A 22,071-nucleotide genomic window follows, 5' to 3' on the forward strand; every position below is an offset into this window, starting at 1 on the left:
AAAAAACGACCCTGAACGGGTCGTTTTGCATTACAGCTGATTTTGTTACGACAGCCTGTATTGAAACAAGCTGAAGCGAATCTTACGCGTCAGCAGGACGACGACGTGGCGCGCGTGAAGCACCGTCACGGTTATCACGGTTGAAAGAACGCTCGCGACGCTCACCACCGTTACCTTCACGACGTTCACCACCACCGAAAGAGCGACGTGGTGCTGCGCCATCACGGCGTTCGCCACCAGGACGGCCACCGCCACGACGTTCATGCGGCTGAGCATCACCCAGCAATTGCATGTTCATCGGTTTGTTCAGAATACGCGTGCGGGTAAAGTGTGATAACAGGTCGCCCGGCATACCTTTCGGCAGTTCAATCGTCGAGTGAGACGCGAACAGCTTGATGTTACCGATGTAGCGGCTGCTGATATCACCTTCGTTGGCGATTGCGCCAACGATGTGACGAACTTCAACACCGTCATCACGGCCCACTTCAATACGATACAGTTCCATCTCGCCTGCATCACGACGTTCACGACGTTGCGGACGGTCACCGTCACGGCTGTCACGAGAATCGCGCGGATCGCGACGACGCTCGCCACGTGAATCATCACGCTCGCGGAATTCACGACGAGGACGGAATACTGGATCTGGTGGCAGAATCAGAGGACGTTCGCCCTGTGCCATTTTCAGCAATGCAGCAGCCAGCGTTTCGATATCCAGCTCTTCCTGCGGTTGCAGCTTCGTCAGCAGCGCGCGGTACATATCCAGATCGCTGCTTTCCAACTGCTGCTGTACTTTAGCAGCAAACTTGGCCAGACGACGTTGACCCAGCAATTCTGCATTTGGCAATTCCACTTCAGGAATCGTCAGCTTCATTGTGCGCTCAACGTTGCGCAGCAGGCGACGCTCACGGTTTTCAACAAACAGCAGAGCACGACCCGCACGACCCGCACGACCGGTACGGCCAATACGGTGAACGTAAGACTCGGCATCCATCGGGATATCGTAGTTGACGACCAGGCTGATACGTTCAACGTCCAGACCACGCGCCGCAACGTCGGTCGCGATCAGGATATCAAGACGGCCATCTTTCAGACGCTCCAGCGTTTGCTCACGCAACGCCTGGTTCATGTCACCGTTCAGCGCGGCGCTGTTGTAACCGCTACGCTCCAGAGCTTCAGCCACTTCCAGCGTCGCATTCTTGGTACGAACGAAAATAATCGCCGCATCAAAATCTTCCGCTTCCAGGAAGCGTACCAACGCTTCATTTTTACGCATACCCTGCACAGTCCAGTAGCTCTGGCTAATGTCTGGACGCGTGGTAATGCTGGATTGAATGCGAACTTCCTGCGGATCTTTCATGAAACGGCGCGTAATGCGGCGAATCGCTTCTGGCATGGTCGCAGAGAACAGCGCAGTCTGATGCTCAGCAGGGATCTGCGCCATGATGTTTTCAACATCTTCGATGAAGCCCATACGCAGCATTTCATCGGCTTCGTCCAGCACCAGACCACTCAGGTTGGACAGATCCAGCGTACCGCGTTTCAGGTGATCGAGCAGACGACCCGGCGTACCCACGACAATCTGCGCACCCTGGCGCAGCGCGCGCAGTTGCACGTCATAGCGTTGACCGCCGTACAGTGCGACGACGTTAACGCCGTGCATATGTTTGGAGAAATCATTGCAGGCCTCTGCTACCTGCACCGCCAGCTCACGGGTCGGCGCCAGCACCAGAATCTGTGGTGCTTTAAGTTCAGGTTTCAGGTTGTTCAGTAATGGCAGAGAGAACGCTGCTGTTTTACCGCTACCGGTCTGTGCCATACCCAGCACATCGCGACCGTTCAGCAGGTGAGGAATACATTCCGCCTGAATCGGAGACGGTTTTTCATAGCCCAAATCAGTCAGGGCATTAAGGATAGAGGTGTTCAACCCCAAATCGGCAAAAGAAGTTACTAAATCAGTCATGTACACGTGCCTCATTACACATGGCGGCCAGTCTACATAACTCGTCGTGAAAATTTTCAGTCATTTTCATTGAAAAGTGTGAACCGGCTCAAATTGGATTAAAAAGCGAACAAAAAAGCCCTCACCCGTGAAGGTGATAACCGAAGTTTTTCAGGCTGATTAGATGTTCGTCAGCTATTGCTGGTCCGATCCTGATAGGTCGTCTTGCTCTTGGCCTAATAGCGCCAATTCCAACAATGCATAGCGGTGCTCAACAAAGTTATGGACGTTGTTGGCAACCGTCAGCTTGAACAGCGCCAAAGCGGTGTTCTTGTCCCCCAGACTTAGGTAGTGCTTACCTAAATAGAAGTCAGTTTCACTGAGATGCTCAGCGAGCGAAGTGTTATCCGTAGCTTCTTCCTGTAACCGTTGCATCAGTGTTTTTTCACTGATACCACCCAGGTAGAATTCGACAATATTCCATCCCCAAGGCCCTTTCTTGGCGTCGTCATAGCGTTTCTTCAACGCAACTTTGGCCGTCTCTGGATTGATTTCTCGCTCCACAAGATACAGCCACAACGAACGGAAAGGATCATTCGGATCGTCTCGATAAAACGCCAGCAGATCATCCTGCGCTAATAGGTAGCGACCGCCGTAATACAAAGCGATGCCCCGGTTTAAACGCGCGTAATTGTAAGTTGGATCAAGCTCTAGTACAGAATCAAACGCTTCATAGGCAGCATCAAAATTGCCTGCCTGCGTTAAATAGATACCCAAATAGTTAAAAACTTCTGGAATATCAGGGCGGATCGTCAGCGCTTGTGAAAAATCATTCCGCGCCAATGCCCGTAACCCGAGACTATCATACAGCACTCCGCGCTCATATAATAGCTGTGCTCGCTCATCATCGGTTAATGCCCGGCTTGCAAGGATTTGTTCCATGCGCGCCAGAATCACTTCCTGCTGTAAAGTAGGCTGTAACGGAATCGCCAATACTGCGTCTTTACGCCAATCCGTGTTGCTGCATCCTGCCAGCATGAGTGCTGTTGCAACATAACACCAGCGCAAGAAAGGCTTCATTTCCCACTCCCGAAGACAAACATTGGATGAACATCCTGTCCCGGACCGCTCAACGCAAGGACATCCATACCCTTACGATACACGTGGCACCTTGCCATGATAATCAGACAAGGTGCCATAAGACCGTTTTCTAACAGTCGTTATTCCTCAGAAGACGGGGCTGCCGCTTCCTGAGTTTGCGCTGTTGCTTCTTTGATGCTTAAGCGCACGCGGCCCTGACGATCAACTTCCAGAACCTTGACTGGTACTTCCTGACCCATTTGCAGGTAGTCAGTCACTTTCTCTACGCGCTTGTCAGCGATCTGAGAAATATGCACCAGGCCTTCTTTTCCGCCGCCGATGGCGACGAAAGCACCAAAGTCAACGATGCGGGTAACTTTACCCTGATACACGCGGCCGACTTCGATTTCGGCAGTGATCTCTTCAATACGACGAATCGCGTGTTTCGCTTTTTCGCCGTCGGTTGAAGCGATCTTCACAGTACCATCGTCTTCGATTTCAATCGTGGTGCCGGTTTCTTCCGTCAGCGCACGAATCACAGAGCCACCTTTACCAATGACATCTTTGATCTTATCGGTGCTGATCTTGATGGTGTGAATACGTGGTGCGAATTCAGAGATATCACCACGCGGCGTGCTGATTGCCTGTTCCATCACGCCCAGAATGTGCAAACGCGCGCCTTTGGCCTGATTCAGAGCAACCTGCATGATCTCACGGGTAATCCCTTCGATCTTGATATCCATCTGCAGCGCGGTGATACCTTCACGGCTACCGGCAACTTTGAAGTCCATATCGCCCAGGTGGTCTTCGTCACCCAGAATGTCGGACAGCACAACAAAGTTGTCGCCTTCTTTCACCAGACCCATCGCGATACCCGCAACGGCTGATTTGATCGGCACACCCGCATCCATCAGTGCCAGAGAAGCACCGCAGACAGACGCCATGGAGGAAGAACCGTTGGATTCAGTGATTTCAGACACCACACGGACGGTATACGGGAATTCGCTCGCCTTCGGCATAACAGCCAACACGCCGCGCTTAGCCAGACGACCGTGACCGATTTCACGACGCTTAGGCGAACCAACCATACCGGTTTCACCAACAGAGTACGGAGGGAAGTTATAGTGCAGCAGGAAGCGATCGGTACGTTCGCCAGTCAGTTCGTCGATGGTCTGTGCGTCACGCTCGGTACCCAGCGTAGCAGTGACCAACGCCTGCGTTTCACCACGGGTGAACAGCGCAGAACCGTGAGTACGTGGCAGTACGCCAGTACGCACATCCAGACCACGAATCATATCTTTTTCACGGCCATCGATACGCGGTTCGCCAGCCAGCACGCGGCTACGTACAACGTTTTTCTCGACGTTGCCCAGGATTTCCTGGATCTCACCTGCGTTCAGCGTGTCGTCTTCTGCCAGCAGCGCGGCTTCAACGTCAGCTTTGATGACGTCAACTTGTGCATAACGCTCTTGTTTTTCAGTGATGCGGTAAGCATCGCCCAAACGAGCTTCAGACAGAGCCTGTACACGCTGTTCTAAAGAAACATTCACTTCTGGCGCATGCCAGTCCCACTTCGGTTTGCCCGCTTCGGCAACCAGAGCGTTGATGTTTTCGATCACAACCTGTTGTTGATCGTGGCCAAATACCACTGCGCCCAGCATCTGATCTTCACTCAGCAGATCGGCTTCGGATTCCACCATCAGAACCGCGCCTTCTGTACCTGCAACCACCAGATCCAGACGGCTTTCTTTCAGCTCATCTGTCGTTGGGTTCAGAACATACTGATCGTTCAGGTAACCAACGCGCGCAGCACCGATAGGGCCGCTGAACGGAATACCAGACAGGCTCAGCGCCGCAGAGGCACCAATCATGGCAACGATGTCAGGGTTAACCTGCGGGTTAACGGAAACCACGGTCGCAATCACCTGAACTTCATTCAGGAAACCTTCTGGGAACAGAGGGCGGATTGGACGGTCAATCAAACGAGAAATCAGCGTTTCGCCTTCGCTTGGACGGCCTTCACGACGGAAAAAACCACCAGGGAAACGTCCGGCAGCGTAGGTACGCTCCTGATAGTTAACCGTTAATGGGAAGAAACTTTGACCGGGTTTGGCGTTTTTCGCGCCGACCACGGTAACGAATACCGCGGTGTCATCCATGCTTACCATCACAGCGGCGGTAGCCTGGCGTGCCATCATACCGGTCTCTAACGTAACGGTATGCTGACCATATTGAAACTTACGAACGATCGGATTCAGCAAAATAATATCCTTAGCTGGGGCGCGCTACACGTATTCAAGATAAACGCGCCAGTGAACTCCCGACCTTTACACTACATCCTCACGACTAATGACAACCCTTATCTTGCTTATGCAGATAAAGCCTCTCATTAGCCGCGCGAACCTCTGTAATGAAAGATCATATTAACAACAATACACTACTCTGTTTTGCTAACGCTTCCTAGAAGAAAGGGGCCAAAAGAGGCCCCTTCCCACTGAAACTCAGAAGACTTAGCGACGCAGACCCAGACGCTCGATCAGGCTGGTGTAACGTGCTACATCTTTACGCTTCAGGTAGTCCAGCAGCTTACGACGCTGAGAAACCATACGCAGCAGACCACGACGGCTGTGGTGATCTTTTTTGTGCTCAGAAAAGTGGCCTTGCAGATGGTTGATCTGCGCAGTCAGCAAAGCAACCTGAACTTCAGTAGAACCACTATCGTTAGTGCCACGACCGAAGTCTGCTACGATTTTAGCTTTAGCTTCAACACTTAGAGACATTGTAATACTCCAAACATTATAGATAAAAAAACAGGCGCCGATCTCTAATTCAGCCACCCAATAGTCAAGCCGCGCTATTCTACCCTCAGCGTTCTGCGATAGCAAGGCAGCAACAGGCGGGTTTACACCGGAAACTCAACAACCAGACGCCGCGGCGCAACGCGGCCATCGCTGTCGATTTCACCCATACCGATGAACTTGCGCGCGTCGCCTTCGGTAATCCTCACCATGCCGTTCAGCGGCGCATTCGCGGCCTGAACAGGCTGTCCCAGTTTCAAATAACCGGCGACAACGGGTGCCAAATTCACTTCAGGAAAATCAATGACTGGGCTTTCCATCGGCATGAGCAGCGGATCGAGACTTAGTGAAGGCGAGAGTTCTTGCGCCTGAGCCTGCTCGACCAACGCCGCTAACTGCTCCAGCGTCACCATTCTTTCGATAGGATACGTGGCAACCTGCAAACGCCGCAGGTAAATCACATGCGCGCCACAGCCCAGCTTTTCGCCCAAATCGTCGATAATGGTACGGATGTACGTCCCTTTCGAACAGTGGATCTCCAGCTCCAGCTCATCGCCTTCCCAGCGAATGAACTGCAGTTCGTACACGGTAATTTCACGCGCTTCACGCGGAACCGTCAGCCCCTGTCGGGCATATTCATACAGCTTACGCCCCTGGTATTTCAGCGCAGAGTACATCGATGGCACTTGCTGCGTGGTACCACGAAAGCCTTCCAGCGCCTGCTCCAGTTCCGTAGCAGAAAAACCAATCGCACGTTCTTCAATCACATTACCGTCGGCATCGGAGGTGTCGGTGCGTTGCCCAAGGCGAGCAATAACACGGTAGCGTTTATCTGAATCCAGCAGGTATTGGGAAAATTTCGTCGCTTCCCCAAGGCAAATCGGCAACATGCCGGTGGCTAATGGATCCAATGCCCCCGTATGGCCCGCTCTGTTGGCGTTAAAAATCCGTTTTACCTTCTGCAAAACATCATTAGACGACACGCCCTGCGGCTTATCTAATAGCAATACGCCGTGTATATCACGGCCACGGCGACGAGGACGACTCATTAATCCTCCTGATCTTCGCCCGTAACAGAACGACGTTCCGTATCGTTTCTAACCACATTGGTCACCAGATTGGACATTCTCATCCCTTCAACCAACGAGTTGTCGTAGGCGAAGGTCAGTGCTGGGACAACACGCAGACGCATTGCCTTACCAACCAGAGTACGAATAAAGCCAGAAGCATCCTGCAGTGCTTTAATTGCCGTTTGAACTTGCTCTGGTTCGTTATCATTCAGGAAGGTCACAAAAACCTTGGCATACGCCAGATCGCGAGACACTTCTACACCGGATACGGTCGCCATGCCGATACGCGGATCTTTCACTTCACGCTGAATGATAATGGCGATTTCTTTTTGCATTTCCTGCGCAACGCGCTGGGTGCGGCTGAATTCTTTTGCCATGATAAATTCTCCAGTAAAAATCGGGGGGCACTAGGCCCCCCTTACGAATCACTTACGTCGTCGCTGAAAACGGATTACGCGATCGTACGTTTGATCTCAATCGTTTCAAAGACTTCGATCATATCGCCAGGGCGAACGTCGTTGTAGTTCTTCACGCCGATACCACATTCCATGCCGTTACGGACTTCGTTAACGTCATCTTTGAAGCGGCGCAGAGATTCCAGCTCACCTTCGTAGATCACCACGTTGTCACGCAGTACGCGGATCTTGTTGTGACGCTTAACGATACCTTCCGTCACCATACAACCAGCGATAGCGCCAAATTTCGGTGATTTAAAGACATCACGTACTTCGGCCAGACCGATGATCTCTTGCTTGTATTCCGGCGCCAACATACCGCTCATCGCCTGTTTCACTTCGTCAAGCAAGTCATAAATGACGGAGTAATAACGCAGATCCAGGCTTTCTGATTCAACGATGCGGCGTGCTGATGCATCTGCACGAACGTTAAAGCCAAGGATAATCGCATTCGAAGCGGCTGCCAGCGTGGCGTCCGTTTCTGTGATACCGCCCACACCGGAGCCCACGATCTTCACTTTCACTTCATCAGTAGACAGTTTCTGCAGTGAATCGGAAATCGCTTCACAAGAACCCTGAACGTCAGATTTCAATACGATATTCAGCTCAGAAACTTCACCTTCTGTCATGTTGGCAAACATGTTTTCCAGTTTAGATTTCTGCTGACGAGCCAGTTTGACTTCACGGAATTTACCCTGACGATACAAGGCCACTTCACGCGCTTTCTTCTCGTCACGAACAACCGTCGCTTCATCACCTGCGGCAGGCACACCGGACATACCGAGAATTTCAACAGGAATAGAAGGGCCAGCGGACGTAATTTCACGACCTAACTCATCACGCATCGCACGGACACGGCCATATTCGAAGCCGCACAGAACGATGTCGCCTTTATTCAGCGTACCTTCGCGAACCAGTACGGTTGCAACCGGGCCACGACCTTTATCCAGGAAGGATTCGATCACTACACCGTTTGCCATGCCGCTACGGACTGCTTTCAGTTCCAGAACTTCGGCCTGCAACAGAATCGCATCCAGCAGTTCGTCGATGCCCGTACCGGCTTTAGCGGATACGTGGACAAACTGGGATTCGCCGCCCCACTCTTCCGGCATAACGCCGTACTGAGACAGTTCGGTTTTCACACGATCGGGATCGGCTTCAGGCTTATCAATTTTGTTGACTGCAACAACAACCGGAACCTGAGCAGCTTTCGCGTGCTGGATAGCTTCGATGGTCTGAGGCATCACGCCATCATCCGCCGCCACAACCAGTACGACGATATCCGTTGCCTGAGCACCACGAGCACGCATTGCGGTAAACGCGGCGTGTCCCGGTGTATCCAGGAACGTAATCATACCGTTGTCGGTTTCAACGTGGTAAGCACCGATGTGCTGGGTAATACCACCCGCTTCACCCGCCGCAACCTTGGTTGAACGAATATAGTCAAGCAGAGAGGTTTTACCGTGGTCAACGTGACCCATGATGGTTACGACTGGTGCGCGCGCTTCCGCTGCAACACCCGTATCACGGTCACTCATTACCGCTTCTTCCAGCTCGTTCTCACGACGCAGGATGACTTTATGGCCCATCTCTTCCGCAACAAGTTGCGCGGTTTCCTGGTCGATAACCTGGTTGATCGTTGCCATCGCACCCAGTTTCATCATCACTTTGATGACCTGAGAGCCTTTAACGGCCATTTTGTTAGCCAGTTCAGCAACGGTAACGGTTTCACCAATCACAACATCACGGTTAACCGCCTGAACAGGCTTATTGAAGCTCTGCTGCAGCGAGCTTGGCTTACGCTTGCCTTTGCCACCGCGGGTAACGGCGCGCGCTTCTTCACGGTCAGCTTTAGACTCAGACTGGCGATTGCCTTTCTTCTGCTTGGTTACTTTGCCAGCGCGGCTGCGGCTGCGGCGTTCGCCTTCAACCTGACGGTCATTTTCATCTTCCGCTTCACGGGCATGATGAGACGTCGTCACATGATAATCGGCAGACTCTTCAGGTTTAGCGCTTTCCGCTTCCCAACGACCTGCATTCTCTTCGGCCATACGACGGGCTTCTTCAGCAATGCGACGGGCTTCTTCTTCAACTTTCAGACGTGCCGCTTCTTCCGCTTTACGCTTAAGTTCGGCAGCTTCCGCTTCGCGCTTCGCTTTCTCGGCCTGGGCCGGCTTGGTCATATTTTCGTTTTGTTGGTTCGTCACTTTTTCTTTTTCCGCTACATCACGCTTAGCTTTTTCAGCGGCTTCACGTTTGGCTTGCTCGTCGGCAGCACGCTTCGCTTTCTCAGCAGCTTCACGCAGTTCAGCTTCGCGTTTAGCCTGCTCTTCAGCGGCACGTTGTGCCTGTTCTTCCGCTTCACGCCGTGCCTGCTCTTCCTCTTCCGCCTGTTGGGCATCAATCGGATCGCGTTTTACATAAGTGCGTGTCTTGCGGACTTCGATCTGCACCGACTTACTTTTACCGCCAGTGCTAGGGACATTTAACGTGCTGCGCGTTTTACGTTGCAGCGTCAGTTTACCCTGCGCATTACCGCGATCGCGGTTCAGGTGCGCCAATAATGTTTCTTTTTCATGCTGGGTCACAGAGTCCGATGCAGACTTGGTCATTCCCGCATCAGCAAACTGCTGTATCAGGCGGTCAACCGGAGTTTGAATCTCTGCGGCCAGCGATTTTACGGTTACATCTGTCATGCTGTTCCTTTCCTGCTACAGTTCGTTATTCGTTGTCGTCGCCAAACCAACAGATATTACGTGCGGCCATAATCAATTCGCCCGCTTGCTCATCATTGAGCTCTTCAATATCTGTCAGGTCGTCAACGCCCTGTTCAGCAAGATCTTCCAGCGTACAAACACCGATCGCAGCAAGCTTGAACGCCAACTCACGCGACAGCCCAGGCAAGCTAAGCAAGTCTTCAGCAGGTTGACCGTCACCAAGGCTTTCTTCATGCGCCAGTGCCAGCGTTGTTAATGCGGCTTTAGCACGCTCACGCAATGCTTCAACGGTTTCTTCATCAAGGCCTTCGATAGCCAGCAGTTCCTTGATTGGCACGTAGGCCAGCTCTTCAAGTGAGGAGAAACCTTCTTCAACCAGCACGGTGGCAAACTCGTCATCAATATCAAGGTGCTTGGTAAAGACGTCGATTGCAGCATGTGCTTCAGCCTGATGTTTGGCCTGAAGATCTTCCACTGTCATCACGTTCAGTTCCCAACGGTCGTCTGAACGATGCTGTTTCAGCAGTTGAGAAGCCAAACGCACGTTTTGCCCGTTACGACCAATCGCCTGAGCCAGGTTGCTCGACTCAACGGCGATATCCATCGTGCAGGTATCTTCATCAACCACGATCGAGACGACATCGGCAGGCGCCATGGCATTGATCACAAACTGTGCAGGGTTGTCATCCCACAGAATGATGTCAATACGCTCGCCGCCCAGTTCACTGGAAACAGCCTGCACGCGTGCGCCACGCATACCAACACAAGCACCGACAGGATCGATACGCTTGTCATTCGTCTTCACTGCAATTTTCGCACGTGAACCCGGATCGCGGGCCGCAGCCTTAATCTCGATAACTTCTTCACCGATTTCTGGCACTTCAATGCGGAAGAGTTCAACCAGCATTTCCGGACGGGAACGGCTGACAAACAGTTGAGCACCGCGAGCTTCAGGACGAACAGAATACAGTACGCCACGAATACGGTCGCCAGGGCGGAAATTCTCACGAGGCAGCATATCTTCGCGGCCGATTACCGCTTCTGCGCTGGTGTTAGAGCCATCGATTGGTCTGACTTCAAGCGAAATATTATCACGGTTCACCTTCTTCACGACACCGGTGATAATCTCGCCTTCTTGCTCACGGAACTGATCAACAACCATCGCACGTTCGGCTTCACGAACCTTCTGTACGATAACCTGTTTTGCCGTTTGCGTCGTAATGCGGTCAAAGGTTACAGACTCAATCTGATCTTCAACGTAACCGCCAACATCCAGGGCAGGATCTTCGAACTGCGCGGCTTCAAGCGTAATTTCGCGCGTTGGCTGAGTGACTTCATTTACCACTAACCAACGACGGAAGGTATCAAAATCGCCCGTTTTGCGATCGATACTGACGCGAACATCAATTTCCTGTTCGTATTTTTTCTTGGTCGCTGTCGCCAGTGCGGTTTCCAGCGCTTCGAAAATCTTCTCGCGCGGGACGGCTTTCTCATTGGAAACTGCTTCAACAACAGCCAGAATCTCTTTGTTCATCCTAGTTGCCTCATCCAAACTTTAAAAGTGGGGTACAAGATTCGCTTTCTGGATGTTGCTCAGCGCGAATACTTCATCTTTGCCTTCCACTGTTATGGTGATCATTTCGCCGTCAACAGCTTTGATTACACCCAACCATTTACGGCGATTCTGGACTGCCATACGCAGTACCACTGTCACCTCTTCACCGATGAAACGCAGATAGTGTTCTGCCGTGAACAAGGGACGCTCAAGCCCTGGAGACGACACTTCCAGGTTATAGGCTACAGTGATTGGATCTTCGACGTCCAATACCGCACTGACCTGGTGGCTGACATCAGCACAATCATCAACAGTGATGCCATCTTCACTATCAATATAGATACGCAGTGTCGATTGGCGACTGCGGATGAACTCAATCCCAACTAATTCGTAGCCTAATGCGGCCACGGGTGCTGAAATCATCTCTGTTAATTTTTGCTCTAATGTGGACAAGCCCACCCCCAAGACATAAAAAAAGGGCCTAATAGCCCAGTTGTTTGTTGCCAAATAACAAAAAACCCCGAAAAATCGGGGCTTTATGCAACTGGACCCTAATGCCGCAAACCAGCGCGGCATAACTTTCGGTGAAGGATTTTTTCAAAAATCACTGCAAAAAGAGATAGAAATTGAGTGAAGAACGTATTTGAAAAAACACTTTACTGGAAGTTAAGTGGTTGCGGGGGCCGGATTTGAACCGACGACCTTCGGGTTATGAGCCCGACGAGCTACCAAGCTGCTCCACCCCGCGTCCGAAAACGTGGCAAATACTACGCTGACAACTCCAGAAATGCAAGTCATCCATAGGATTGGTTCGAAGGCGATTCTTATACGCGCAATGCGCATCTTTGTCAAGAATCATCGGCCACCAAGAGGCAGCTCACGGCGATGGGCCTTTTACTTTTATAAACCGATTTTGTGTCGTCATGCCAGCCGCAAAGCAGGCCAACCGTCGAAGAAAGGCACGGGTACCTGAAATGGCGGAAAAAGATGACGCTGTGGGATTCCCTGATGCTTTAATAACACAACAGCTAAATAATGTAATAGGACGAAACTTATCTTCGTTCTTCTTCTAATAGTACGATCGCAGCCTGTGTTCTGTTACGCACATTAAGTCGCCTGAAAATCGACTCCAAATGCGACTTCACGGTTCCTGCACTGATGTTTAATGTCCGACTAATTTGTTTATTAGAAGCGCCTGATGCAATCAGTTGCAGAACCTCATGCTGCCTCTCACTCAGTTTTCCTTTTACACTGTTATCAACACTCCACCCTTCATAGATCACGCCATCATCCGGTAAACAGACCATACCCATCGACACGGTTTTTAATGCCTGAGCAATAGAATCAACGGGCGATGTTTTAAGAACGACCCCCATAACATGGTGTTTCAGATAGTTATTCAAAATATGTCTTTCAATAGAATCAACCATAATAATCACACTGACGCCAATATATTTCTCATGCAGAGTTTCCAGGAAAAAACTGTACTCTCCATTTTCTTTATTACAATTTAGTAAAATAAAAGCGTTTTTCATCCTCTCAAGGCAAGGCCATACATCGTCAATTTCCTTTACGCCAACAATATTGACATCGTGCATAAAATCATTCAGCCCAACAGATAAGCCCTGAATGAAAACAGGGGATTTGTCAATAATAAGAACATTCACTGTGCAATCTCCATTTACCTTTATTTTAAAATGCCATATTTAAAAATGCCCTCTAAGAAGTTTTAGCCTATCTTGAAAGATATGATGTCACGCCATTTGGCATATGCCGTTTACCTTATAGACACATCTATATTTACTCGAACATACTGACATAATAACTTCAGTCAAAAACCCTCAAAGAGGAATATCATTAGCAATGAAATATTATCTTAAAATAAGATCTGATGGAGTAATGATTTCATGAGCGCATAACATATTTAGCGCAATGGATTTTAAAAAAATAAATAAATGGCCTATGTCATATTACATGACATCGCTAACAAAATGACTGATGTATTTCACTCTCCTTAACTGTTAACGTTTTCCCAAATCGTCATTTATTTCCCTTCATGACTTTATTTTTATCATCCGGGGAATAAGATAAGGAAAAAATATGTCATTCAAAAATTGGATAACGGGGAAAAATAAAAAACCAGAGAATGTCGATCCCTCCCAAGGGGAAAATCCGCATTCCACGTTAAACGATCAAGTGACGTCATCATCAAAGGCGTTAACATTAGCAGATATCGCTCGCGGCATGCAGCATGCCGCTACCGCTGCCAATCAATTTATCGCTCACCAATACCAGCAAACGCTCGATCCTTTTTTTGAACGTGGTGCTGATGGCGCGTTAACCCCAAAGACAATTTCTATTCAACTCGATTCCCGACACCACGTCGAACTGCCGCTGGTTGCCCTTTCCACCCCAAGGGGGTTGATGCTGGAAAAAATGAAAGTGCAAATGACGGTGAGAACCGATGCGGTAAGTAAGGACGAAATAGCCTCACCTTTAGACGATTATAACATCAGTAATTTTCACGTCAGTATGTCGCCTTCAGGCAAAAACAAAAAAGGCAGAAATAGTCAGCACGTCGATATAGAAATGCAGTTCACTGCGCTCGAACCTCCGGAAAGCCTCATGCGATTAATTGATGACTATACCAATCTCGTTCTCCCCCAAATAACACAAGAGGAAAAAAATAATGGCTAACATTCCTGAAACGATCAATGAAGCTGGTCTCGATCTCATTAAGAGCTTTGAAGGACTGAAATTAACAAAGTATCTCGATACCGCAGGCAGATGGACCATTGGGTATGGACATTTAATACTTCCAGATGAAAATTTTGATAACGGTATTACTCTTCAGGAAGCCGACTTACTGTTACGTCAGGACTTAAAGACGGCGGAAACCGGCGTACAGCATTATGTGAATGTGGATCTCAACGGAAACCAATTTGGTGCACTAACGTCATTTACCTACAACCTCGGCGTAGAAAATCTGGAAACATCGACATTATTACGCCTGCTAAATCAGGGTAACTATGGTGCAGCTGCCGATCAATTTCCACGCTGGGATAAAGATGGCGAACAAGTTGTAGAAGGACTTCTGCGCCGCAGAGAAGCAGAAAGAACACTGTTCCTAACACCTGTCACACCGAACTAATATCCAACAAAACGCGAAAATAATCATCTCATAGAAAATATCATCATGGACACATTATGGATCTTTCAACATATCCTCTTATCTATGGCATTTTGATCAGCGACATTATTGCATCAATTTCAGGATTATTCGGTGGCCTCAGTATCTCCTTCTTTTGGCGCCCGCAGAAACTGAATAATTATGACAAATTTGTCGCTATATTAATTATCATCACCATCAGTATTTCAGCGGCTTTCTCATTGGTCGGTATTATTGCCGAATTACTGCACGTAAACATCAATAAAGTGGAGAATGCAATAGGATTAGGTTATCTGGTTGGTGCGATTAGCGTAGGCCTGGTTACGCTGCTGGCAAATTTCTTCAGCTATCGGGAGAATAACGACATCCTGGATGTCGCGTCGGAAATCAAGCAGGCGACAAAAGGCGTGCATTCGATCAATGAGGCTCGGGAAAAAACACCCGATGACAAGACCCCGTCAGACCATTAGCGCATGGTTCTCACCAATAGCTATTCTCATCAGCAATTAGTCTCGCCAGTCAACGTTCTCAAGAATACCGGTTCTCAGCCGTAAGTCGCTCATATAGCAGGAAGGCACCTCGCGGCCTTCCCGCTACCGCTTTATCCTTCCGACGAGTTCAAGTACCTCATCAATGCATGACTAATCAAACCAACGTCTACGTGTCAGCCCTTTCAGAGAAGGCGCCGCTGTTCAGGCGCCTTCGCTAGCATTATCTACGGGTTGCCGTACAAGGGCGTTACGTTTGGCTGTACGATATCCATGAGGATGTGATGGTACTGCTGAGACAGCGCGGTAATCTCTTCCGCGTTAAACGCCGCCTGCTGATAATTAAAACACAGCGTCAGTGCGTCATCGTCATAAACAGAGAGCGTCAAATCCAGCCGGGCCTGATGATTGGCAATATCCGCGATCTGATATTCAGTCTCATTGACCTGCACGGCCGGCGGCATAGCGGTCAGATAGTTAAAACTGACGGGGAAACGCAGCTTATCAGACCATCCTTTAGCCCGAACGTCGGTCATTAACACATCATAGGGCAGCGTCTGATTGTCCAAAATGGCATGGATCTTATTCTGGCTACGGGCCAAAAGCGTGCTGAAAGACGCCTGCGCAGGTGCATCATCGTAGTACGTCACCATGTTAACGAAACAGCCTATCGTGGTAGCATTGTCCGCCAGCATACGGTTCGACACCGGAATACCGATGGGCACATGGCGGTAGTTTGTAGTTTTGAGCAGCAGAGTAAAAGCGGTCAGCATGCAGACAAATGGCGTTGTGCGATGCTGCTGGGCATAGTGCTTGATCGCCTGCGTTAACGAATCAGACAAAATACACCAATAATTTTCTCCCTCCTGACTTTCACTAAGAGGAAACGCCGTCGCATCGGCACCCGCCGTCAGGTAATCCTCCATTTTATCCAGCCAGAACTGCCGCTCTCTTGGGTAGCACTGATCGTTGGTACGCCGTTGCTGTTGACGATAGCGCAGATAGCGCTCCTCACTGCCTATTCGATAGCTGCGATCGCCCGCGCTATAAGCACGGACGTAATCAATAAACTGATTGAAAAACAAGCCAATGGCATCATGATCGAATACCGTATGGTGCACACGTCCCAGCAGAATATGTCGCTGCGCCGTCAGCGAAATCAGATGAAAACAGATGAGCGGCGAATGTTCTAAATCCATCTCTGGCGTATTGGCCAGCTCCAGCAGCTGTCGGTCGCTCAGCGTCGTCGCCAGCCCACCGGGAGAGAAAGCCGTCAGTCGTTCAATCGGGATCGCTCCGATTGGATAATCCCCCTCAAGGCATTGCAGACGATCCAGATCGAAACGCGTCCGCAATACCGGATTGCCTTCCAGAATACGCCCAAGACTCCATTCCACGGCAGATTCATCCAGTGTACCGTCTATCGTCAGGCGAAAAGCCAATTGATAGACCGACGGCTCTGGACTGAGCTGATCCAGCGTCAGGAAATAACGCTGCTGCGATGACGGAGTGAGCGCCTCAATCTCCGTTGTCCCCTCGTCAAACGTGGGATCGTCATCGTTAACATAGTAAGGGACGATGAAAGCCAACAGATGGGGCGTTGCGTTGTTGAAAAACAACGGGTAATCAATGTCGCTAAACAGTCGTTTTCGAATCAGTAGCCTGGCGTTCATCGCCTGAAGCGAATCGCCCCCTAAATCGAAAAAGTTATCGTTGGCACCGAGTTCACGAAAACCAAGCACTTCCTGCCAGATATCAATCAGTTCCTGTTCCAGCTCATTGCCTGCGGTTTTAACCGGATATCCTAACTCAGGGCGCTGCGGACAAGGCGCAGGCAGCCGGCTCACATCCAATTTCCCGTTAGGCAGTTTGGGTAGAGTTTCCAGCATAATAAAATGGGACGGATGCATCGCTCGCGGCAGTTTGTTCTGCAAGAAGCGGCGCAGATCGTTCGCGGCAAGCGACGGGTTACGACTGACCAGATAGGCCACCAGACGCTGACGCCCATTTTCCTGCATCGGCCGCACCAGCGCTTTGTCGATATCGCCATGCTGACGTAACGCGATTTCGATCTCTTCGGGCTCGATACGAATACCATTAATCTTAATCTGGCGATCGATACGCCCCAGATACACGATCTCCCCATCCGGCGTCCTTTTTCCCAGATCGCCGGTGCGATGTCCCCAGTCGCTTTTACCGGCTCGCACATGGCTGAAAAAACGCTGCTGCGTTAATTCGTCGCGATTAATGTAGCCACGGGCGACACCTTCCCCAAAGGCACAAATTTCCCCTTCTTCCCCTTCAGCCACGGGACGCAGATTCTCATCCACAATCAGAATTTCGCTACCACGCAGCGCTTTACCGAGCGTTACACCTTTTCCCGGTACCAATTCGGTGAACGAGCAGTTGGCCGTTGTTTCCGTCGGGCCATACAGATTAAAAAGCCTGACATCCGGGATCTGCTGGAACGTGCGCTCTTTTAAATCAAAAGAGACGGGTTCGCCAGAGAGAAAAACGGTTTTGGGTAACGCCCACGCGTGAGAAGAGGTCGCCTGATAGCGCAGCAGTTCATCCCAAACGGTCGGCACGCAGTAAATGGCGCCATCCGGATGCTGTTGGTGCCAGCGTAATAAAACGTCCGGTTCATTCAAACTATCGGCGGGCAAAATAAACAGGGTGTCGCCACGTAATAAAGGCGCATAAAGCTGTGTCACGGCGGCGGCAAAACTGAGTGACGATGTCAGAGGGAGCGTCGCTCGCGTCGCTGGCCACACATCCTCATTAAACCAGTTCAGATAATAACTCAGGTTCCGGTGCTCAATGGCCACCCCTTTTGGCTTCCCGGTAGAACCGGAGGTATAGAGAATATAGGCGAGATCGTTTTCACAAACGGGTGGCAGCACAGCGACCGGTTCAACCGGATAATGAATATCCTCTAGTACGAGCGTAGAGGAAAAAACGTTATCGATAGCCGTTTTATTTACCATCGAACGCGTGGAAATAAGTAAAAATGCCGACGAGTCATCAAGGATCTGAATGATTCTTTCTGACGGATGAAAATGTGAGAGCGGAACATAGGTATACCCAGCTTTTAAAATAGCCAGTAAGACCACGGGCATCATGACCCCAGGTTCCAGATAGACGGCAATTCTGCCACGTTTATTATTCGGGTAGTGTGATAACAGATAGTCGGCCAAAAGACGTGACTGTGATTCGACTTGTTGATAGTTCAGCCTGTCGCCATTAAATTCCACCGCCGTCCTATCGGGGCTTTTCAGTGACCATTCAGAGATAATTTCAACGATCGTTTTTCTATTCTTCATCATTTTCCTTCCATATTGTAAAAGGATGCTTTTGCGGGAATGGTTCTAACGCGACGTCCGGTATCTCACACGGTGAAAAATGAATGCTGTAAAAATGAGAACACGTAACGATGGGTTCGTCATGCTAATACCAGGAAAGACACATAAAATAACGCGCATGCCTGAGTATGGGTTTAACAAATAAAAGACATTATTGCCTATATCCCAAAGGGACTATGCCAGAATGCGAAAGTCCCCCCGTACCCTGACGGGTATTTTTTTCCCTTCCCTTTGCTATTTTTTATTGACAGTGCATCACACCCTATTCGCAGATAATTGGAGGTTCCGATGGATTCACAATTTATCGGTTCGGTTATTAATGCGTTACCGCTGGAAAATATGATTAGCGGGCCTTTACAGGCAATGATTAACGCACAGGTTCAAGCCAGCAAAGCCTATACGGATTTTTTATTATCCGTATGCATTCAGAATAATAAAGCGGTCGCTATTCAATTTGATTATGACGAAACGCTTATTGATGAAAGCGGAGTCGCAAAAGGCGCGGTGACAAAAACGATGCGCATACCGCTCATTGCCGCCATTACCCATCCGATTATTTCTATTGAAGAAGGGACAATCGATTTCGAGCTTGAGGTAACGCAGAGTGAATCGTCATCCGATGACACCGGAGAAGACGGCAATCTGGCGGCTTCACTGGGATGGGGAGCTTTCAAGGTCAAAATGGCCGGTCGGGTATCACACAAGTCAGCGCAAACCCGAGCGACGGACACGCGTGCCAAATACAGCATTCACACGCAGGTAAAACGTCAACCTGCGCCTGAGGCGCTCATGCGCGTCATCGATTTTCTGACCGATGCCGCAATCAGGCCCAGTATTCCCAATGGGGAAAGCACGCCACAAGCTGCGGAAAACACCGCCCCACCTGCGTCTGCGGAGCAGCAAGAAGCGTCATCATAAGCAAAGAACATTATTCAGCGGCATAGCCCATGTGTGCCGTACCTGCATAACGCGTAAAAGGATGCCCGGCGTGACTCCCTGGCATCACCAGAGGATCAGACCATGGCATCGGCAAGAGTGCTCCATACCTTATTTGAACAGCAGTGGCATCAGACGCCGGACGCCATCGCCCTGAGAAGCGATACCGAAACATTGACCTATCGGCAATTGGAGCAGCGTGCGAACGCCATGGCGAGCGCGCTGTTGCAACGGGGCGTAAAGCCACAGGATGTTGTCGGTATTTATTTGAATAAAAGCCCGAATCTGATCGTCAGCCTGCTCGGCGTATTGAAAACCGGAGCATGCTATTTACCGCTTGATCCTTACTATCCACACGAACGTCTGGATTATATGGTCAATCATGCCGATTCACGTCTGGTGATCACTGACGATGAACACGCGCTTAAGCTGGCACCGGGCCACCGTGAGATCGTTGACATCAACCAGCTCGATCTGAGCACACAGGCTACCCCAGCGCTTCCCACCGTCAGCGAGGAAGACCTGTGCTACGTGATGTATACCTCCGGTTCTACCGGAACGCCAAAGGGCGTCATGGTCAGCCATCGCACGGTGATCAATTACCTGGTGTGGATGCAAAACGCCTTCGGACTGCATCACGAAGACGTTGTCCTTAATCAATCCACGTTCAGTTTTGACGTCTCGGTGTGGGAAATTTTCTGGCCGCTGATCGCCGGTGCCAGCTGTGCGGTGATCACCGAGGACGCCAAGTACGATCCGCTGTTACTGGCAGAATTTATGTGCCGCCATCAGGTCACGGTGGCGCAGTTCGTACCGACGGCACTGCGCGTCATTGTTGATGCGCACGTGCTATCCCGCTGCACATCCCTATGCCATATCTTTTCTGGCGGCGAAGCGCTCGATCAAACGCTGGTTAACGATCTTTCCCTGCAATATCCGGGGAAAATCCACAACCTCTACGGCCCAACCGAGGCCACAATATTTGCCTGCCACTGGCTCTGCCAACCGGAAGCAGAAGAAAAAATCGCCCCGATTGGCAGACCAATCCCACACGCCATCGCTTATGTGCTGGATGAAGCGCAGCAGCCTGTCGATGTCGGAGAAAGCGGCGAGCTCTATCTGGCAGGAGATATTCTGGCCAAAGGCTATCTGCATGCGGAAAAGTTGACACAGGAACGATTTGTCGATGATCCGTTTAGCCATCAGTCTGGGCAAAAAATGTATAAAACCGGTGACTGGGTTAAGCAGCGGGCCGATGGCGTGCTGGAGTTCATTGGTCGCATAGACAGTCAGGTTAAATTACGCGGACACCGTATTGAGCTGGCGGAAATAGAAACGCACTTGCAGGCGCTGCCACAAATTAACCACGCCGCCGTTATTCTCGAAAAACGCCCGGAAAGCGCAGCGCCATCGCTCTCCGCGTTTTATGTACTACGGCATCAAAAGCGCATCGATATTCAGGAGATAAAAGCACACCTTGCCAAGATGCTGCCTTTCTTCATGGTGCCTTCCCATTTCGTCGCGTTGGAAAAAATGCCCACGCATCCCAATGGAAAAATTGATAAATCCAAACTGTGTTCCTATGCAAATAACTAATGGTGAAAAAATGTCAAATGACAAAGCAATATTACCTTCCGAGATAGAAAAAAATATTATTTCTATCTGGCGGACCGTACTCAATAATCCGAAGGTCTCCATTCAAGAGAATTTCTTCGATGCAGGAGGAAACTCCCTGCTGATGTCCAAGGTTTATCGCGAAATAAAAAACAAAATAGAGTCACCGATCTCTATTGTTGATTTATTCCAATACCCAACGGTACAGATGCTAAGCAAACGTATTAGCGAAATACACGCTGGGAAATCAAGCAGCAAGAAGTAATTACGCCAAAAAGCGTATCGATACTCTAAATAATTCGAGTTTCAGGAAGGCGGCAAGCGAAGGAATCCCGATGAGCTTACTCAGGTAAGTGATTCGGGTGACTGAACGTAGCCAACGCACATGCAACTTGAAGTATGACGAGTATATGCTCCAGGGGAATAACCGCCCTGTAATGGGTAATGCATTTCATCATCCTTATTTCACTGATAATAGGTGGTAATACCATGTCTGCAAATCAATTGAATTCCGCAGCAGTAAAAGCGAAGGTGGCTTCGGCAATTAAAGTTGTACTGAGTCACCAAAATTCATCCAAGCCCGCTAACTATTATGCGATTGGCCAGAAAGTCCTCCCTTATGTCAGAAAATATTGGGGGACAAAGTCTGTTCCTGCTATTCCTGTTTCAATCAAAGCATCATTGCAACATCCGTCAGCATCTGGCCTGCAAAGTATCATCAGCCGGATTACTGCTGAAATCGCGGGTAGCAAAAAGTAATTCACGTTTAATTTAGTTGTCCCTTCTATATTCACGGCGTAGGACGTCGACCTTTCTTTCTCTGGAAATATTCAGCGAGAGAAGGTTAACGGCCTGCGCCGTGAAAGGAGGCGAATATATTCACGGTGA

Annotated in this window: 19 protein-coding genes and 1 tRNA gene; 7 read left to right on the forward strand and 13 right to left on the reverse strand. The window is 49.9% G+C overall.

What is annotated here, in order from left to right; genetic code table 11:
• Positions 1–82: 82 nt before the first annotated feature.
• The 12 genes from WCT94_RS02115 to WCT94_RS02165 all read right to left on the reverse strand — a co-directional run bounded on the left by WCT94_RS02115 (position 83) and on the right by WCT94_RS02165 (position 13,281).
• Positions 83–1,960, reverse strand: a complete 1,878-nt coding sequence (locus tag WCT94_RS02115) for a DEAD/DEAH family ATP-dependent RNA helicase (protein WP_336867666.1) — start codon at positions 1,958–1,960, stop codon at positions 83–85.
• Positions 1,953–2,030 carry a protein YrbN gene (gene yrbN, locus WCT94_RS20790; protein ID WP_155116494.1) on the reverse strand — a complete coding sequence of 26 codons (78 nt, stop codon included), beginning with the start codon at positions 2,028–2,030 and terminating at the stop codon, positions 1,953–1,955. Before yrbN ends, WCT94_RS02115 begins: the two co-directional genes overlap by 8 nt.
• 104 nt (positions 2,031–2,134) lie before the next feature.
• Positions 2,135–3,019, reverse strand: a complete 885-nt coding sequence (gene nlpI, locus WCT94_RS02120) for a lipoprotein NlpI (protein WP_012773292.1) — start codon at positions 3,017–3,019, stop codon at positions 2,135–2,137.
• A gap of 140 nt (positions 3,020–3,159) precedes the next feature.
• The gene (gene pnp / locus WCT94_RS02125) at positions 3,160–5,280 is read right to left on the reverse strand and encodes a polyribonucleotide nucleotidyltransferase (RefSeq protein WP_336867667.1); all 2,121 of its coding nucleotides are present in this window, start codon (positions 5,278–5,280) and stop codon (positions 3,160–3,162) included.
• A 249-nt stretch (positions 5,281–5,529) separates the two neighbouring features.
• Complete coding sequence (gene rpsO, locus WCT94_RS02130) at positions 5,530–5,799, reverse strand: 30S ribosomal protein S15 (RefSeq protein WP_010279698.1); 270 nt, start codon at positions 5,797–5,799, stop codon at positions 5,530–5,532.
• A gap of 122 nt (positions 5,800–5,921) precedes the next feature.
• A complete protein-coding gene (gene truB, locus WCT94_RS02135) occupies positions 5,922–6,866 on the reverse strand; it encodes a tRNA pseudouridine(55) synthase TruB (protein ID WP_336867668.1) in 945 nt (314 codons plus the stop codon).
• Entirely contained in the window at positions 6,866–7,264 is a 399-nt protein-coding gene (gene rbfA, locus WCT94_RS02140; protein WP_336867670.1) for a 30S ribosome-binding factor RbfA, read from the reverse strand. Before rbfA ends, truB begins: the two co-directional genes overlap by 1 nt.
• 74 nt (positions 7,265–7,338) lie before the next feature.
• Positions 7,339–10,038, reverse strand: a complete 2,700-nt coding sequence (gene infB, locus WCT94_RS02145) for a translation initiation factor IF-2 (RefSeq protein ID WP_271875997.1) — start codon at positions 10,036–10,038, stop codon at positions 7,339–7,341.
• Positions 10,039–10,063: 25 nt separating this feature from the next.
• Positions 10,064–11,593 (reverse strand): transcription termination factor NusA, encoded by a 1,530-nt coding sequence (gene nusA, locus WCT94_RS02150; RefSeq protein ID WP_319848941.1) that lies wholly within the window; start codon positions 11,591–11,593, stop codon positions 10,064–10,066.
• Positions 11,594–11,614: 21 nt separating this feature from the next.
• Positions 11,615–12,067: a ribosome maturation factor RimP gene (rimP, locus tag WCT94_RS02155; RefSeq protein ID WP_180742913.1), complete on the reverse strand. Its 453-nt coding sequence runs from the start codon at positions 12,065–12,067 to the stop codon at positions 11,615–11,617.
• 218 nt (positions 12,068–12,285) lie between these two features.
• Positions 12,286–12,362 (reverse strand) — tRNA-Met (locus WCT94_RS02160).
• 304 nt (positions 12,363–12,666) lie between these two features.
• Entirely contained in the window at positions 12,667–13,281 is a 615-nt protein-coding gene (locus tag WCT94_RS02165) for a response regulator transcription factor (protein ID WP_336867674.1), read from the reverse strand.
• Positions 13,282–13,714: 433 nt separating this feature from the next.
• Here WCT94_RS02165 and WCT94_RS02170 point away from each other — a divergent pair, with 433 nt between their 5' ends.
• The 3 genes from WCT94_RS02170 to WCT94_RS02180 are packed head-to-tail and all read left to right on the forward strand — an operon-like array spanning position 13,715 to position 15,253.
• Positions 13,715–14,311, forward strand: a complete 597-nt coding sequence (locus tag WCT94_RS02170; RefSeq protein ID WP_336867675.1) for a DUF2589 domain-containing protein — start codon at positions 13,715–13,717, stop codon at positions 14,309–14,311.
• Complete coding sequence (locus WCT94_RS02175; RefSeq protein ID WP_336867677.1) at positions 14,304–14,765, forward strand: lysozyme; 462 nt, start codon at positions 14,304–14,306, stop codon at positions 14,763–14,765. The genes WCT94_RS02170 and WCT94_RS02175 overlap by 8 nt, the downstream gene beginning before the upstream one ends.
• Before the next feature lie 56 nt (positions 14,766–14,821).
• Complete coding sequence (locus tag WCT94_RS02180; RefSeq protein WP_336867678.1) at positions 14,822–15,253, forward strand: hypothetical protein; 432 nt, start codon at positions 14,822–14,824, stop codon at positions 15,251–15,253.
• Between the two features lie 245 nt (positions 15,254–15,498).
• Here WCT94_RS02180 and WCT94_RS02185 read toward each other — a convergent pair whose 3' ends face one another.
• Positions 15,499–18,597 carry an amino acid adenylation domain-containing protein gene (locus WCT94_RS02185; protein WP_336867680.1) on the reverse strand — a complete coding sequence of 1,033 codons (3,099 nt, stop codon included), beginning with the start codon at positions 18,595–18,597 and terminating at the stop codon, positions 15,499–15,501.
• A gap of 324 nt (positions 18,598–18,921) precedes the next feature.
• On the opposite strand from WCT94_RS02185, the gene WCT94_RS02190 reads away from it, so the two are divergent.
• From WCT94_RS02190 to WCT94_RS02205, 4 genes are all read left to right on the forward strand, one after another.
• Complete coding sequence (locus WCT94_RS02190) at positions 18,922–19,551, forward strand: DUF2589 domain-containing protein (RefSeq protein WP_336867681.1); 630 nt, start codon at positions 18,922–18,924, stop codon at positions 19,549–19,551.
• A gap of 102 nt (positions 19,552–19,653) precedes the next feature.
• Positions 19,654–21,165 (forward strand): non-ribosomal peptide synthetase, encoded by a 1,512-nt coding sequence (locus WCT94_RS02195; RefSeq protein ID WP_336867682.1) that lies wholly within the window; start codon positions 19,654–19,656, stop codon positions 21,163–21,165.
• A gap of 10 nt (positions 21,166–21,175) precedes the next feature.
• Complete coding sequence (locus tag WCT94_RS02200; RefSeq protein WP_012773278.1) at positions 21,176–21,448, forward strand: phosphopantetheine-binding protein; 273 nt, start codon at positions 21,176–21,178, stop codon at positions 21,446–21,448.
• 224 nt (positions 21,449–21,672) lie between these two features.
• Entirely contained in the window at positions 21,673–21,942 is a 270-nt protein-coding gene (locus tag WCT94_RS02205; RefSeq protein ID WP_336867684.1) for a hypothetical protein, read from the forward strand.
• Positions 21,943–22,071 lie beyond the last annotated feature (129 nt).

This window comes from Pectobacterium sp. 1950-15 (genome assembly GCF_037136835.1).
Classification (GTDB): domain Bacteria; phylum Pseudomonadota; class Gammaproteobacteria; order Enterobacterales; family Enterobacteriaceae; genus Pectobacterium.

Bases quoted from the DNA above. Each gene is read 5' to 3' on its own strand.
- WCT94_RS02115 (WP_336867666.1), bottom strand. From the start codon at position 1,960: ATGACTGATTTAGTAACTTCTTTTGCCGATTTGGGGTTGAACACCTCT.
- yrbN (WP_155116494.1), bottom strand. From the start codon at position 2,030: ATGAAAATGACTGAAAATTTTCACGACGAGTTATGTAGACTGGCCGCC.
- nlpI (WP_012773292.1), bottom strand. From the start codon at position 3,019: ATGAAGCCTTTCTTGCGCTGGTGTTATGTTGCAACAGCACTCATGCTG.
- rpsO (WP_010279698.1), bottom strand. From the start codon at position 5,799: ATGTCTCTAAGTGTTGAAGCTAAAGCTAAAATCGTAGCAGACTTCGGT.
- truB (WP_336867668.1), bottom strand. From the start codon at position 6,866: ATGAGTCGTCCTCGTCGCCGTGGCCGTGATATACACGGCGTATTGCTA.
- rbfA (WP_336867670.1), bottom strand. From the start codon at position 7,264: ATGGCAAAAGAATTCAGCCGCACCCAGCGCGTTGCGCAGGAAATGCAA.
- infB (WP_271875997.1), bottom strand. From the start codon at position 10,038: ATGACAGATGTAACCGTAAAATCGCTGGCCGCAGAGATTCAAACTCCG.
- nusA (WP_319848941.1), bottom strand. From the start codon at position 11,593: ATGAACAAAGAGATTCTGGCTGTTGTTGAAGCAGTTTCCAATGAGAAA.
- WCT94_RS02170 (WP_336867675.1), top strand. From the start codon at position 13,715: ATGTCATTCAAAAATTGGATAACGGGGAAAAATAAAAAACCAGAGAAT.
- WCT94_RS02175 (WP_336867677.1), top strand. From the start codon at position 14,304: ATGGCTAACATTCCTGAAACGATCAATGAAGCTGGTCTCGATCTCATT.
- WCT94_RS02180 (WP_336867678.1), top strand. From the start codon at position 14,822: ATGGATCTTTCAACATATCCTCTTATCTATGGCATTTTGATCAGCGAC.
- WCT94_RS02185 (WP_336867680.1), bottom strand. From the start codon at position 18,597: ATGATGAAGAATAGAAAAACGATCGTTGAAATTATCTCTGAATGGTCA.
- WCT94_RS02190 (WP_336867681.1), top strand. From the start codon at position 18,922: ATGGATTCACAATTTATCGGTTCGGTTATTAATGCGTTACCGCTGGAA.
- WCT94_RS02195 (WP_336867682.1), top strand. From the start codon at position 19,654: ATGGCATCGGCAAGAGTGCTCCATACCTTATTTGAACAGCAGTGGCAT.
- WCT94_RS02200 (WP_012773278.1), top strand. From the start codon at position 21,176: ATGTCAAATGACAAAGCAATATTACCTTCCGAGATAGAAAAAAATATT.
- WCT94_RS02205 (WP_336867684.1), top strand. From the start codon at position 21,673: ATGTCTGCAAATCAATTGAATTCCGCAGCAGTAAAAGCGAAGGTGGCT.